This is a genomic window from Labrenzia sp. CP4 (assembly GCF_001579905.1).
GTDB lineage: Bacteria > Pseudomonadota > Alphaproteobacteria > Rhizobiales > Stappiaceae > Roseibium > Roseibium algicola.
On record NZ_CP011927.1, the window covers coordinates 4,836,477 to 4,850,508 of the forward strand.

13 protein-coding genes are annotated in these 14,032 nt (G+C 59.2%); all 13 read left to right on the forward strand.

Going from position 1 to position 14,032, the window contains the following annotated elements; translation table 11 throughout:
* The first annotated feature begins 585 nt into the window (after positions 1-585).
* The 13 genes from ACP90_RS22130 to ribB all read left to right on the forward strand — a co-directional run bounded on the left by ACP90_RS22130 (position 586) and on the right by ribB (position 14,028).
* Entirely contained in the window at positions 586-1,515 is a 930-nt protein-coding gene (locus ACP90_RS22130) for a histone deacetylase family protein (RefSeq protein ID WP_201030423.1), read from the forward strand.
* A 139-nt stretch (positions 1,516-1,654) separates the two neighbouring features.
* Complete coding sequence (locus ACP90_RS22135) at positions 1,655-1,903, forward strand: exodeoxyribonuclease VII small subunit (protein ID WP_062490096.1); 249 nt, start codon at positions 1,655-1,657, stop codon at positions 1,901-1,903.
* A 449-nt stretch (positions 1,904-2,352) separates the two neighbouring features.
* Positions 2,353-3,519, forward strand: a complete 1,167-nt coding sequence (locus ACP90_RS22140) for a hypothetical protein (protein WP_145915826.1) — start codon at positions 2,353-2,355, stop codon at positions 3,517-3,519.
* 346 nt (positions 3,520-3,865) lie between these two features.
* Complete coding sequence (gene dxs / locus ACP90_RS22145) at positions 3,866-5,827, forward strand: 1-deoxy-D-xylulose-5-phosphate synthase (RefSeq protein ID WP_062490100.1); 1,962 nt, start codon at positions 3,866-3,868, stop codon at positions 5,825-5,827.
* 225 nt (positions 5,828-6,052) lie between these two features.
* Positions 6,053-7,450, forward strand: a complete 1,398-nt coding sequence (locus tag ACP90_RS22150) for an MFS transporter (protein ID WP_062490101.1) — start codon at positions 6,053-6,055, stop codon at positions 7,448-7,450.
* Between the two features lie 146 nt (positions 7,451-7,596).
* Positions 7,597-7,935 (forward strand): hypothetical protein, encoded by a 339-nt coding sequence (locus ACP90_RS22155; protein WP_145915827.1) that lies wholly within the window; start codon positions 7,597-7,599, stop codon positions 7,933-7,935.
* Between the two features lie 38 nt (positions 7,936-7,973).
* Positions 7,974-8,492: a copper chaperone PCu(A)C gene (locus tag ACP90_RS22160; protein WP_062490105.1), complete on the forward strand. Its 519-nt coding sequence runs from the start codon at positions 7,974-7,976 to the stop codon at positions 8,490-8,492.
* Between the two features lie 124 nt (positions 8,493-8,616).
* Positions 8,617-9,243 carry an SCO family protein gene (locus ACP90_RS22165; RefSeq protein WP_062490107.1) on the forward strand — a complete coding sequence of 209 codons (627 nt, stop codon included), beginning with the start codon at positions 8,617-8,619 and terminating at the stop codon, positions 9,241-9,243.
* Between the two features lie 27 nt (positions 9,244-9,270).
* A complete protein-coding gene (locus tag ACP90_RS28825) occupies positions 9,271-9,405 on the forward strand; it encodes a hypothetical protein (protein WP_286145701.1) in 135 nt (44 codons plus the stop codon).
* 7 nt (positions 9,406-9,412) lie between these two features.
* Positions 9,413-10,153 (forward strand): TlyA family RNA methyltransferase, encoded by a 741-nt coding sequence (locus tag ACP90_RS22170; protein WP_062490109.1) that lies wholly within the window; start codon positions 9,413-9,415, stop codon positions 10,151-10,153.
* 127 nt (positions 10,154-10,280) lie between these two features.
* Complete coding sequence (locus ACP90_RS22175) at positions 10,281-11,513, forward strand: class I SAM-dependent RNA methyltransferase (RefSeq protein WP_062490110.1); 1,233 nt, start codon at positions 10,281-10,283, stop codon at positions 11,511-11,513.
* 14 nt (positions 11,514-11,527) lie between these two features.
* Positions 11,528-12,637, forward strand: coding sequence for a class I SAM-dependent methyltransferase (locus ACP90_RS22180; RefSeq protein WP_062490113.1), 1,110 nt, complete (start codon positions 11,528-11,530; stop codon positions 12,635-12,637).
* A gap of 71 nt (positions 12,638-12,708) precedes the next feature.
* A complete protein-coding gene (ribB, locus tag ACP90_RS22185; protein ID WP_031269683.1) occupies positions 12,709-14,028 on the forward strand; it encodes a 3,4-dihydroxy-2-butanone-4-phosphate synthase in 1,320 nt (439 codons plus the stop codon).
* Positions 14,029-14,032 lie beyond the last annotated feature (4 nt).

The following is a 14,032-nucleotide window of genomic DNA, read 5'->3' on the forward strand; positions in this document are numbered from 1 at the left end:
CAACCGTCGCCGTCGCAACTCGATTTTGGTTAAGCAAATCATACAATATCTATCGAGATACGACCCTCTACTGCAAACTTATCAACACCATGCCCCAAATGGATTACGGTAAAAAGCTCGCATTCCCTTACTGGAATCACGTAGTTTAAGAATCAGATTTGAGATGCAGCGGACCTCCCCTCGGGCATTGCGGTGCTCGCACCTCGGTAAGGGCCGGCAAAGAGCCGGCCCCTTTTTTTGACCTTCCCTTTCCATGACCCAAGTCCGACCAGCCGAAGCGGAAGCCGGTACACCAGGAAGCGTGCGACACTGGCCCAGTCTGCTGCCTCATGTAGGTCACTTGCCTCAAACGCGCTCAATGCGCCTCCCTCGATGCGAGACAAGCCGAGGTGGAACCGGTATCGGGGTTCGAGTTGGGTCCGATCTGACTTGCTCAATGCCCCGCCCGAACTCCCGGCTTTCCTTTCCGCGGCTCACCAATTTTGCCGCAGTCGTTATTCCAATGCGGGAATTGACAGCCTGTCCGGCAACCGTTCTGATACAGAGCCGACAAAAGATAACAATCCACCTTCCGGAAACGCCCCCTTGTCTACCTTGCTTCTGCATCATTCGTCCTATCTCGACCACCTGACACCTGTGGGGCACCCGGAGCGACCGGACCGGATCCGGGCGATCGACAGGATCCTGGAGCACGAAAAATTCCAGTCCGTGGAACGCGATCTTGCCCCCATGGGAACCGTTGAGGACATCGCCCGCGCCCACCCGATGAGCTACGTCGACCAGATCCACCGGCTGGCGCCGGCGGAAGGAACAGCCCGGGTTGATGCGGACACCACCATGTCGCCCGGCACCTGGGAAGCAGCGCTTCGCGGCGTTGGCGGTGCATGTCGTGCTGTCGACGAGGTCTTGACGAAAAAGGTCAACAACGCCTTTTCCGCCTCACGCCCGCCGGGCCACCACGCGGAAAAAGACCGCGCCATGGGCTTCTGCTTTTTCAACAATGCAGCGGTCGCCGCGCGTTATGCGCAGGCAAAGTTCGGACTGGAGCGGGTGGCCATCGTCGATTTCGACGTTCACCACGGCAACGGCACGCAGGACATTTTCTGGGACGATCCCACGGTAATGTATTGCTCCACCCACCAGATGCCGCTCTATCCGGGCTCGGGGGCCGCCTCGGAGACCGGAGAAGCCAACACGATCGTGAATGCACCTCTGGCCCCGGGGGAGGATGGAACCGGCTTCAAGGAAGCGTTCGAAGTCCTGTTGCTGCCTCGCCTCAATCACTTCGCACCGGAGTTGGTCATCGTTTCCGCAGGTTTCGATGCGCACATGCGCGACCCGCTTGGGGGCCTTAATCTGGTCGAAGCCGACTTTGCCTGGGCAACGCGGGCGCTGATGGACGTTGCCGATGCCCACAGCAACGGTCACCTGATCTCCGTCCTTGAAGGCGGATACGATCTCGAGGGCCTGGCGCGATCGGTCGCAGCCCATGTCATGACGTTGATGACGGGTTAAGCGATCCCGCTTCGGCGCAGCAAGACCGAAAAGCACGGGGATGACCGTCTGAAGGCCCAAATGAAACCTTGACCTTCGGCCCTCAGACCGCAAGTTTCCCTCAAGACCAGATGCCATCCAGACAAACGGGATCCGACCGATGACCGATGCTGCCAACGATATTGCCAGCCTTTCCTTTGAAGAAGCGCTGAAGCAGTTGGAAACCATTGTGCGGGAACTCGAGCAAGGGAACGTGCCGCTGGAGCGAAGCATCGACATGTACGAGCGCGGTGATGCGCTGCGCAAACATTGCGACACACTCCTGAAATCGGCGGAAGCCAAGGTCGAGAAGATCCAACTGGGTCAAAATGGCGAAGCCAGCGGCACCGAAGCACTCGACCCGCAATAATCCGACAAGGTCATTTTCCAGTCCGACCAGACGCATACCGTCAAATCGCGATCAGCCCCCTTATACGTGGCCTGTTCAACCGGCAGACGCTTTTAGCTTACGTCATCCCTCATCGTTTTGACCGGCTTGCGGCTGCCCCACCACCATCCGGAGCAACGCAGACTTTACGAGCGCGTCACCTCGTTGAAGTGTCGACCACCTTTATCCAGACGACGGCGTCAACTACGTCCAATTTAGCTGTACAAGCCGACATTCACTTTGTTCATTTTAAAGTAAGTTCAAGTTCCGCCCTGATCCTGACACAATAAATTTCATACTGTTCGACGATCATTCTGTCATTCGTACGCTAGGTTATCGTTGGTGTATTTATTGCCATTTATTCGATAATTTGATAAATATATTGTCAAATAGAACCCTGACAATGTAATCATTAATAGACGCAGCAGAGCATGCCGGCACTCAGCCAACGCGACCACATAGAACTACTTATGCAGATGCTCAAGCGCCCGCTACAACCTGAAGGTTGGCCCCCGGTACTGAACTTCATCGACGGCAAACTGAACTGCAGAACCTTTCTTGCTGAATACGATGGAGACGGGACGCCGTTAAGGTCCCTGGGCGGTGAAGAGCAGGCCAGAGAGCTCGCGACCCTTTTGAGCCGCATTGAAACGGTGAACGGCAACACCGCATTTCAGTTCCTGCTCACCGAAGCCTCCCCGCTTTACCCCTATTCAAAGACATCCTTGGCGAACCATCGACAGACGGCATCCGACCCCGCCACCGGATCGCAGGAAACTTCGCACCCAGATGCGAATATGGCAGGCAACTGGCTGGAAAATGCTCCCGGGCTGGTTACCCCAGTCAGGCGCACTGCACACTCTTTCGTCCTGTTTGGCTGCCTTTTCAGAGGATACAGCACCGAAAGGATTGACGCGGACCGGGCCAGTGCAACCTTTCACACCCTTGTCAGCGCGCTGCTGCCCGCACTCGATCTGCATTTCCAACTGGAAAAACAACGGCTCGAAAACCAGCTCCGGGAATTGATGCTCTTGGAACAGGACAGCGCTGCGGTTCTTGTCGACGCTAACAGGGTGATACTTGCTGAGACGTCAGAGGGGTTGGAAAGGTTGAACGAACTGGATATCGCCGTCCGTCGGCAGCGACACCTGGCGATCAACAGCAGACGCCTTGAGATTGCCCTCCAGGAACAACTGGCGACATTCGAAGAAGGTGGCATCGCAGACCCGACAAGCGTCCTTTTTTGTCCCGCACCCGAGAGCGGGCTTGTCTGCCGGGTGTCGCTGGAGACCGTTTCCTGTCCAAGCCTGACGCCGGACGCCTGCGCACAACCTTTGTTTTTGATCCGCACGACAACATCAAAGGACCCTCCGGATGAGGTCGAGATTTGCCTTCAGGACCATTACGAGCTTTCACATTCCGAAGCACGCCTGGCCTGGCATCTGACCATGACCGGCGCACTGAACACCACGATCCAGGATCTCGGCATCACGCAGAACACAGCAAAAACACACCTGCGACGGATATACGAAAAGACCGGAGCGCACACACAACTTCAACTCGCACGGCTCGTCCACCGGATCGCCCGTCTGTTTTGAAAATATTCTTGGGCGGGGCATTTTGCGTTGAAGCCACTTGCGATCATTGTTGTTTCAGCAACCGGAAAGCGGCCCAAGCATAAAAAAATGGAGCCGTGGATTACGACTCCCAGTTGATCACTGTGCACGTGGCCCCATCGACCACATCCAATCCGTAGGCCAGTTCTGATTTTTTTGCATCACCCAAAGGGGTGATTGCGCGTATTTTCACTAAAAATTGCACGGTTTCTGCCAAACACCGTCTTAAGTCTTCTGGGGCGAAGACGTGGTAAATTTTCGACCGAAATCATGAGGCCAATTTGGCGCATACCCCCTGCCCGATTTGCGCCCTATATCCGGTTGGTGTATGCCTGCCCGCCATGTTTCAAATCGTGGAGCTATCTCCAGAGTGACTTCCAAGCTCGATACCCCGCTTCTTGACAAGGTCAAGTCCCCGGCCGATCTGCGCCTGCTCGATGAAAGCGAACTCAAGCAGCTCGCCGAAGAGTTGCGTGCGGAAACGATTGACGCTGTGTCGATTACTGGCGGACACCTGGGCGCCGGGCTTGGCGTCGTGGAACTTACTGTCGCGCTGCACTACGTGTTCAACACGCCGGAAGACAAGCTCATCTGGGACGTCGGCCACCAGTGCTATCCGCACAAGATCCTGACGGAACGCCGCGACCGCATTCGCACGCTTCGCCAGGGCGATGGCCTGTCCGGCTTCACGAAACGCGCCGAAAGCGACTTTGACCCGTTTGGTGCAGCTCATTCCTCGACGTCGATCTCGGCAGGCCTCGGCATGGCCGCCGGACGGGATCTGAAGGGCGGAAACAATAACGTCATAGCGGTGATCGGTGACGGCGCCATGTCCGCCGGCATGGCCTACGAGGCGATGAACAACGCCGGCCATCTCGGCTCTCGCCTTATCGTCATCCTGAACGACAATGACATGTCCATTGCGCCGCCGGTCGGCGCCATGTCCGCCTATCTGGCCAGGCTCGTTTCAGGCCCGACCTACCAGACCCTGCGCGATGCGGCCAAGAACCTGGTGAAGAACCTGCCCAAGCCCATGTTCGAAAAGGCGGCTCGGGCTGAAGAATATGCCCGCGGGTTCTGGACGGGCGGCACGCTGTTCGAGGAACTCGGCTTTTATTATGTCGGTCCGGTGGACGGTCATAACCTGGAACACCTGCTGCCTGTTCTGAAGAATGTCCGCGACACCCACCATGGCCCGATCTTGATCCATGCGGTCACGCAGAAGGGCAAGGGTTATGCTCCTGCCGAAGGGGCCAAGGACAAGTATCACGGCGTTGCCAAGTTTGATGTCGTTACCGGCAAGCAGTCCAAGCCGAAGGCCAATGCGCCCAGCTACACCAACGTCTTTGCAACTTCCTTGATCAAGGAAGCGGAAACGGACGACAAGGTGGTGGCGATTACAGCTGCCATGCCGGACGGAACAGGCCTTGATCTGTTCGGCGAAGCCTTTCCGAAACGCACCTTCGACGTCGGTATCGCCGAACAACATGCGGTCACTTTTGCCGCGGGTCTTGCGACCGAAGGCTTCAAGCCCTTCTGCGCGATTTACTCCACGTTCCTGCAGCGCGCCTATGATCAGGTTGTCCACGATGTGGCGATCCAGGGTCTGCCGGTGCGTTTCCCGATTGACCGTGCAGGCCTCGTTGGTGCGGATGGCCCGACCCATGCCGGCGCTTTCGACACCGCTTTCCTGACCTGCCTTCCCGGCTTTGTCGTCATGGCGGCTTCGGACGAAGTGGAGCTGCGCCACATGGTGGCAACTGCCGTTGCCTATGACGAAGGCCCGATCTCCTTCCGCTATCCGCGCGGCGAAGGTGTCGGCCTGGAAATGCCGGAATGCGGCAGCGTGCTTGAAATCGGCAAGGGGGTCATCCGCAGGGAGGGCACCAAGGTTGCCCTTCTCAACTTCGGTGGCCGCATGAGTGAATGCCTCAAGGCTGCGGACGAACTGGATGCGGCCGGTCTTTCGACCACAGTCGCAGATGCCCGCTTCGCAAAGCCGCTCGACATGGACATGATCCGCCGTCTTGCCCGCGAGCATGAAGTTCTCGTGATGATCGAAGAAGGCTCCGCTGGTGGTTTCGGCAGCCATGTGCTGACCCGGCTTGCCGAGGAAGGCTTGCTGGACAACGGACTGAAAGTGCGGTCCCTTGCCTTGCCGGATGCCTATCTCGACCACGACAAGCCGGACCTGATGTATGCCCGGGCAGGCCTCACCTGCGACGGCATCCTGAAGACCGTCTTCACCGCACTCGGAACGGCCTCCGTCAGCGCGCCGCAACGCGCCTGACCGGTCTTCAGGCTACCGGCTCCAGCACGCGACATGCTGCAATGGACAAAGTCGATTGGGGAGCGGGTTTCAAACCTGATTGACACAGGCCGCCATACCTGAAAAGGCTGGTCGAAAGAAACAAACGCGTCGGATCAATCCGGCGCTTTTGTTTTATTTCTGGAGCACGATACCGGCCGCGACGCTTCTGTTGGAGCTGCGGCGATCCATCGTCAGGATGCAGCCATGGCTCAGACCCTTCTTTCCGTGTCCGCTCTCTTGTTGTCAGTTGCCCTGCTCATATTCGGGCACGGTCTGCAGACGACACTACTGCCGCTGGCCGCCGAACGGTTTTACTTCACCGACTTCGAAATCGGTCTGGTCTCTTCGGCCTATTTCTTCGGCATGGTGCTTGGCTGTCTCGGCGCGCCTCTGGTGATCATGCGGGCCGGGCACATTCGTGCCTTTGCCGCACTTGTCTCGCTGATGTCGGCCGCCGCCATCCTGCATCCCGTACTCATCGATCCCTATGCCTGGATGATCATCCGCATGATCTCCGGTTTCAGCCTTGCCGGCTTCTACATGATCGTCGAAAGCTGGCTCAACGAAAGCGCGTCCAACGAGAACCGCGGCACGGTGATGTCGTTCTACATCGTCATCCTGTTCGGCGCCCTGATGCTGGGCCAGATCTCGATCGCGTCGATGAATATTGCCGATTTCATCCCCTTCGCGATTGCCTCTGTGATGGTGTCCCTTGCGGTGATGCCCGTTTCGCTGACCACCTCGACCCAACCTGCGCCGATCACGCTGGTGCGGTTCCAGCCCGTCAAGCTCTACAAGAATTCCCCTGCCGCCTTCATCGGCGTGCTGTTTATCGGCAGTTCGCAAGGAGCCCTGCTGACGCTGTCTTCGCTCTACGGGTCCCAGATCGGCCTCTCGACCAAGGAAGCCGCCTTTTATGCGGCAGCCATCGTCGGTGGCGGGCTTATCGCACAGTGGCCGGTTGGGCGTTTGTCCGACCGCATTGACCGGCGTCTTGTGATCGCAGGGCTGGGGATAGCAACCGCTGCCGTCTCGGCTGCTATCGTGTTCTTCTCGCCGAAGGACTTCACGGTTGCCATACTGAGCGCCGTGGCCATGGGCATGGTCGTCCAACCGCTTTATGCAATCGCGGTTGCACACGCCTTCGACCACGCGGCAGCGGAAGACTTTGTCGCCACGTCGTCCGGCATGCTGCTGTCGTTCGGGATCGGATCGATCATCGGGCCGCTGGCCGCCTCGATGATCATGAGCAACACCGGCCCGTCCGGGCTCTACATCATGATCATCGGTTCGAATATCCTGATGGTGATCTTCATCCTTGCCCGTGTCCTGACCCGTCAGGCACCGACAGCGGAAGAAAAGACCGACTTCGAATACGCCTCCACGGCACAGGTCGGTTCGGTTATCTCGGCTGAACCGCTGGATGCAGCAGCAGAAGAATATGTCATCGCACCTGAAGATTTCCCCGCCTACGAAGATGACATCTACAATTTCGAATCGTCATCCGATGCAGAGGCAGAAGAAAACAACGCGTCCGCTGAAGGCGCCGCAACGGAAGAAGCGCCGGATGCGACTGCAGACAAGACATCGCCAAAGAGCTGACACCGCCACGCCGCGGGTGACAGGCCTCAGCCCATGCACCTGCGCGGTTTCGCCCCTCGACACGGCATTGCAACCGGCTTATAGCCGCTAGCATGAATGCGCGCGTCACAAAGCTGCAACAGCTAAGGCAGGAGCGCCACCCTCTGGTGGCGCTGGCAACCCTTGCCTTTGCAATGCGGCTTGTTCTGCTGGTTCTCGCCAGCGCACTGACGCCGGACGCAGCTGTTGCCGCGGGCCTTACCAGTCTCTGCCAGCCCTCCGGGCAGGAACAAAGTCTTCCTGGTCCACACAACCCGCTGACATGCCAATGCGGCCCGGTCTGTGTTCATGGCTGCGCTATCGCGCCCTGCCTTGCGAGTGCTTTCGCCCCTCTGAACCTGTCACCCGAGATTTCCGCCACTGAACGTGTTCCGGCAGGGCAACAGGCTGTGCTGGCCGCTCCTTATCGAGCCACTGCCATCAGGGCTCCTCCTTCCTTGATCTGAAAGAATATCCAACTTCTCAGACCTCAAGGAATAGCATTATGAAACTCTGGAAATCCGTTGCGGCCGCAGCCGCCCTTTCGCTTGTCTCCCTGTCCGCCCTTGCCAGTGACTACAAGGTTGGTGAACTGACGCTGACCCACCCATGGACCCGCGCGACCCCGCCCAAAGCAAAGGCCGGTGGTGGTTTCGTCGAGATCGTCAACAACGGTACCGACGCAGACCGCCTTGTCGCGGTCAGTTCCGATGTCGCCGCGAAGGTCGAAATCCACGAGATGGCGGTCACCGACGGCGTGATGAAAATGCGCAAGATGGAAGATGGCGTCGACATCCCAGCTGGCGAAACGGTTGCGCTTCAACCGGGCGGCTTCCACATCATGTTCATGGGCCTGAACCAATCCTTCGAAGAAGGCACCAGCATTCCGGTTGTCCTGACCTTTGAAAAGGCCGGGGACGTTGCCATTGAACTTCCTGTTGCCAAGATGGGCGCCAAGGCACCTGATGGTGAAGCTGCGCATGGTGCGATGGACCATAGCAAGATGGATCACGGCAAGAACTGAGCCCCGTCAGCGGGCGTTGTCTCGGTGAAGAGGCAACGCCCGGCAATTTCTTTTTCAAGCGTCAGAGCCGCCAGCCCGTCTCGAAGCCGGCACTGAAGGCTCTGGCCAAAGCAGGACGAAACCGATGTCTGGTTTGAAACTCTTCCGGTACGTGGCCTGGGCTGCTGTTGCCGTGCTCGCTGTCGTGTCCGGTGTTCTGGTCTATCAGCAGACTGCCGGCAACAAGGGCACCGGTGCCTTGATCGAGCCGCTTGCGGCCATTGGCGGCCCGTTCGAACTTGTCAGCGGCACAGGCGAAACGGTGACCGACGAGACCTTCTCCACCAAGCCGACAGTGATGTTCTTCGGCTTCACCTTCTGTCCGGACGTCTGCCCGACCACCCTTTCCGAACTTCAGGGCTGGATGGCTGAACTCGGAGCGGATGCGGACAAGCTCAACTATGCTTTCGTCACTGTGGATCCGGAACGCGATACGCCCGAAGTCATGCGTGACTATGTCTGGGCATTCGACAAGCGTATCGTTCCGCTGACCGGTTCGCGGGAACAGATCGATGCGATGCTGAAGGCCTATCGGGTCTATTCCAAGAAGGTGCCACTTGACGATGGCGACTATACGATGGACCATTCCGCTGCCGTCTACCTGATGAGCGCCGACAACAAGTTCGTCGGAACCATTGCCTATGGCGAGGCGGAGGAAAATGCCCTGAAGAAGCTGCGCAGGCTGATCGACAACGCGCCCGCCTCTTCCTGAGGCGATAGCTGGAGCAAGCCGGACACGATGCGCCTGCCGCTGTTCATGGGACTGACCGCCGGCGCGACGGGCCTCGTCGCGCTTTCGGCGTTTCTGTGGCTGTACGCCGGTGAGCGGGTTTATGCCGACCGCCTGATCTCGGCAATCGCCGGCTGCTTCTGAAGGCTGCATGTCCAAACAACGCCTCGACCAACATCTTGTCGATACGGGTGTCTTTCCGAGCCGCGCACGGGCGCGTGACGCAATCCTGCGCGGAACGGTGAGCGTCGATGGTCATCTATGCACCAAACCGGCGCAGAAGACTTCGGCGGACGCCAGCATCACGGTTGAAGATCCCGCTTCCGGTTTTGTCAGCCGGGCTGCGCTGAAGCTGATCGAAGGCCTCGACCGGTTCACGGTCGACCCCGCAGGCCGGATCTGCCTCGATATCGGCGCGTCCACAGGCGGATTTACCCAGGTTCTGTTGGAACGTGGGGCCAACAAGGTTCACGCCATCGATGTCGGGCATGGTCAGCTGCACGACAGTCTGAAGTCAGACCCGAAGGTGGCCGCACGCGACGGCCTCAACGCCCGGGACCTGACCTCACAGGACCTTGGAGGAGACGCCCCGGCTCTGCTTGTCTCGGATGTCAGCTTCATCTCGCTAAAGCTTGCCCTTCCTCCCGCTCTTGCGTTGGCTGCACCGGGTGCTGAAGGCGTCTTTCTGGTGAAGCCGCAATTCGAGGCGGGCAAGGACAAAATCGGCAAAGGCGGTCTGGTCGATCCGACAATTGCCGAAGAAACCGCAAAATCCCTGCAAGTGTGGTTGAACACCATTCCCGGCTGGCAGGCAGGCGACCTCGTCCCCTCGCCCGTCAAGGGTGGTGACGGCAATGCGGAATGGCTGCTCTACGGAAAGAAAGCCGACTGAGGGCTGTCGCCTTTCATCTCCTTCGACGTCTGGTGAAAGCGCAAAAGCCTGTTTCCATCAAGGGAGCGGAAAGCACGTCCCATGATCAAGACTTGCCCAAACCCCTACTTGGCGTTATCGCTCGCCCATGAGCGAGAGAGAGATTGAAATCACCACGCTCGGTCACCGCGGCGACGGCGTTGCCGAGACGGAGACCGGGCCGATCTACTTGGCCGGGGCCCTGCCCGGGGAAATCGTCCGGGCGAAAGTCGTGGACGGGCGCGCCCAAAAGCCTGTGATCGAAAAGCCGTCGCCGGACCGGATCGAACCCGTGTGCCGTCATTACTCCGCCTGCGGCGGCTGTTCCGTACAGCACCTTGCGGAAGAGCCATACCTTGTCTGGAAAAGCGGCCTTGTCGAAAAGGCCTTGCGCGACCGCGGCATCGAGACCGAAGTTTCCGGGACGATAGCTGCGACCATGGGAGGGCGACGCCGGGCTGTACTGACGGCCACCCGCGCCGGACGCCACACCTTGCTCGGTTACCATGAAAAGGCCAGCCACAGGCTGGTCGATATCGCCGAATGCCCGGTGCTCGACCCGGTCATCGTTGAAGCGCTGCCCGGTCTCAAGTCCCTTGCCTCGGAAGTGCTGCCGAAAAAGGGTGAACTGCGGATGACCGTCCTGGTAACAACCACCGGTCTGGATGTGGCTCTCGACAAGGCCGACAAGGGATACGAGCGCAAGATCCCGGCCCTGTCGCAAAAGGTCGTCGATCAGAACCTTGCCCGGCTTTCGGTCAACGGTGAAGTCATTCTGGAGCTGCGCCCGCCGCTGCTCGACATGGGCGGCATCGGCATTGTTGCCGCGCCCGGTGGGTTTGCCCAGGCGACACTGGCGGCGGAACATGCACTTTCCAAGCTGGTAATTGACGGTGTCGGCAAGGCCAAGACAATTGCAGATCTCTTTTCCGGTGTCGGCACATTCGCGCTCAGGCTCGGCCGACAGGCAAATGTGCATGCGGTCGAAGGCGATGCTGCGGCACTGGCCGCCTTTGACAAGGCCCTGCGCAAACCCCAAGGCCTGAAGAAGGTGACCTTTGAACGGCGAGACCTGTCACGCAGGCCGCTGGTAAAGGAAGAGCTGGAGCCTTACGACGCCGTGGTTTTCGACCCGCCGCGCGCAGGCGCTCAAGCCCAGGCAGAGCAACTGGCGCTTTCCAAGGTCAAGACGATTGTTGCCGTCTCCTGCAATCCGGCGACGCTTGCCCGGGATCTGCGCATCCTGCTCGACGGCGGTTACGTGCTGCAAAGCGTCACACCGGTGGACCAGTTCCACTATTCGCCCCATATTGAAGCAGTGGCGGTGTTGACAAGACCTTGATCAGGGAGTGAGCCATGAGCGCGGCGGATGAGGAATTCGGACCTGTCAAAGGAACCCGCAGCCTGCCGCCCCTCCTGAGCCTTGCCCGGCGAACGCGCTATGCGCTTTACCAAGGCAGCCGGGTCGCGCTCTACACTCTTCATTCCGAAGCCATGCGGCGGATGAACCGGGATCTCCAGAAACAGCTTCCGGAAACGCCGAAGGTGGTGCCGACCGGCCCGGTGCCGAGCCAAAGGCGCATGCTGTCGGACATCGTCAAGCTGTTTGCGGATGATCTGAAATCCGTCGAGAACGGGATTTATCCACTGCCTTCCGATGGCACCATGACGCCGGGCGAGCTGATCGCGACCAGCCGTGCCTTCTTCAAGGACGTGCCGGAGGTGGCACGCCGTCGCGCAAGCGGTGCACATCAGGAGGTCAATTCCACCGAGGGGTTTGCCGCAGCACTGCCGCGCTATTACCGGCAGAACTTTCACTTTCAGACCGATGGCTGGCTGTCGGAGGAAAGTGCCAGGCTCTATGACTTCCAGGTGGATGTGCTTTTTTCTGGTGCCACTGCCGCCATGCGTCGACGGGCCCTGGTACCATTCGCCAGGATCTTGCGCCGCAAGGACCAACGCCACGTTTCGTATCTTGATATCGCCTGCGGCACCGGCGGTCTCCTGCGGCCCGCCCTGGCCGCATTTCCGCGCCTCAAGGGCACGGGGCTCGATCTGTCGGAACCCTATCTGAACGTTGCCCGTGAGCGCCTGCCGTCGCGCCGTGCCGGCTATATCTGCGGCCTGGCCGAAACCCTGCCGTTTGCGGACAATTCTCTCGACGTCGTATCCTGCGTCTTCCTGTTCCATGAACTGCCGCCGAAAATCCGGCGTCAGGTCGTCTCGGAGGTCGCACGCGTTCTGAAACCCGGCGGCTCCTTCCTTTTCGTCGACAGCCTGCAAACCGGAGACGTGCCGGAATATGACGGCCTTCTGTCGGTCTTTCCGCAGCTTTTCCACGAGCCCTATTTTACGTCTTATCTCAGCGAAGACCTGACGGGTATCTCCAAGGCGGCAGGGCTTGAAGAGAGCTGGATGGTGCCTGCCTTTGTCTCCCGCGTCGCGGAGTTTATCAAAAGCGACTGATCTTTCAGTATTACTGAAAAATCTCATTCCTTCTCTTGAGGCTGAAAACAATCAGGCGTATATCGAACGCCATGAGATTGGATCTATGGCTCTTGCAGACAGGGGAAAGCCGCAGCGCATTTGCGCGCCGCGCCAACCTGTCGCCTGCCTCCGTAACCGCCCTATGCAATGACCCCAATGTCTGGGTCTCGCGGGATATGGCCCGCAAGATCGCCATTGCCACCAATGGCGCTGTAACCCCCAACGACTTTCTCGGACTGTCTACAACCAAGGAGCATCCCGTGTCCCAGGCCCGTGTCGCAGAAGCAATCCGCGCATTCGAACGTGGAGAAATGGTGGTCGTGACTGACGATGACGACCGCGAGAACGAAGGCGATCTGATTGTTGCCGCCGCCAAGGTCACGCCGGAACAGATGGCCTTCATGGTGCGTCACACCTCAGGCATCATCTGTGCGCCGATGACGGTTGCCCATGCACGGCGCCTGCGTCTTGACCCTATGGTTGCCGAAAATGATGCTCCGCTTGCGACCGCCTTCACCATTTCCGTGGACTACCGCCAGGGACTGACCACCGGCATTTCGGCCGAAGAGCGCTGCTCTACCGTACGCGCACTTGCAAACCCCAATGTCGGCGCTGACGACTTCGTCCGCCCCGGGCACATCTTCCCGCTGGTGGCCAAGGAAGGCGGTGTCATGATCCGCTCCGGCCATACGGAAGCTGCCGTCGACCTGTGCCGTCTCGCCGGCCTGGAGCAGGTTGGCGTCATCAGTGAGCTGGTCAATGACGATGGCACCGTGAAACGCGGCCAGCAGGTTGCCGAGTTTGCAGCCGAGCACGACCTGAAGATGGTTTCCGTTTCCGACCTGATCGCCTGGCGCCAGCGTACCGAGAAACTGGTGGAACGGGTCAACGAACAGCCCGTCGACACGGTTTTCGGCCCGGCCTATGCCACCACCTATTCCACCCCATATGACCCGATGCACCATCTGGCCATCGTCTACGGCGACATTCTGGACGGCCGCAGCGTGCCGGTGCGCCTGCAACTGGAATCCGTGCTTGATGATGTCTTCGGAGACGTCCAGCCACTCGACCAGATCATGAAACACTTTGCGGATCGCGGCCGGGGTGTCATCGTCTATCTCCGCGAAGGGTCGGTGGGCGTTGCCCGTCAGTCCAAGCGGCCGAGATCCGACTTTGAAGCCGCTGATTCCGAGGAACACAGCTCCGCACAAGCTAGACAGGAACAATGGCGTGAGGTCGGGCTTGGTGCACAGATCCTGAAGGACCTGGGCGTCAGTTCAATTCGCCTGCTGGCCTCCCGTGAGCGTCATTACGTTGGGCTGGAAGGCTTCGACATCAAGATTGACGAAACAGAGATCCTCGACACCTGAGGAT

What these genes read in the sequence shown, in the direction of transcription:
- ACP90_RS22135 (WP_062490096.1), top strand. Translation starts at nt 1,655, where the DNA reads ATGACCGATGCTGCCAACGATATTGCCAGCCTTTCCTTTGAAGAAGCG.
- ACP90_RS22140 (WP_145915826.1), top strand. Translation starts at nt 2,353, where the DNA reads ATGCCGGCACTCAGCCAACGCGACCACATAGAACTACTTATGCAGATG.
- dxs (WP_062490100.1), top strand. Translation starts at nt 3,866, where the DNA reads ATGCCTGCCCGCCATGTTTCAAATCGTGGAGCTATCTCCAGAGTGACT.
- ACP90_RS22150 (WP_062490101.1), top strand. Translation starts at nt 6,053, where the DNA reads ATGGCTCAGACCCTTCTTTCCGTGTCCGCTCTCTTGTTGTCAGTTGCC.
- ACP90_RS22160 (WP_062490105.1), top strand. Translation starts at nt 7,974, where the DNA reads ATGAAACTCTGGAAATCCGTTGCGGCCGCAGCCGCCCTTTCGCTTGTC.
- ACP90_RS22165 (WP_062490107.1), top strand. Translation starts at nt 8,617, where the DNA reads ATGTCTGGTTTGAAACTCTTCCGGTACGTGGCCTGGGCTGCTGTTGCC.
- ACP90_RS28825 (WP_286145701.1), top strand. Translation starts at nt 9,271, where the DNA reads ATGCGCCTGCCGCTGTTCATGGGACTGACCGCCGGCGCGACGGGCCTC.
- ACP90_RS22170 (WP_062490109.1), top strand. Translation starts at nt 9,413, where the DNA reads ATGTCCAAACAACGCCTCGACCAACATCTTGTCGATACGGGTGTCTTT.
- ACP90_RS22175 (WP_062490110.1), top strand. Translation starts at nt 10,281, where the DNA reads ATGAGCGAGAGAGAGATTGAAATCACCACGCTCGGTCACCGCGGCGAC.
- ACP90_RS22180 (WP_062490113.1), top strand. Translation starts at nt 11,528, where the DNA reads ATGAGCGCGGCGGATGAGGAATTCGGACCTGTCAAAGGAACCCGCAGC.
- ribB (WP_031269683.1), top strand. Translation starts at nt 12,709, where the DNA reads ATGAGATTGGATCTATGGCTCTTGCAGACAGGGGAAAGCCGCAGCGCA.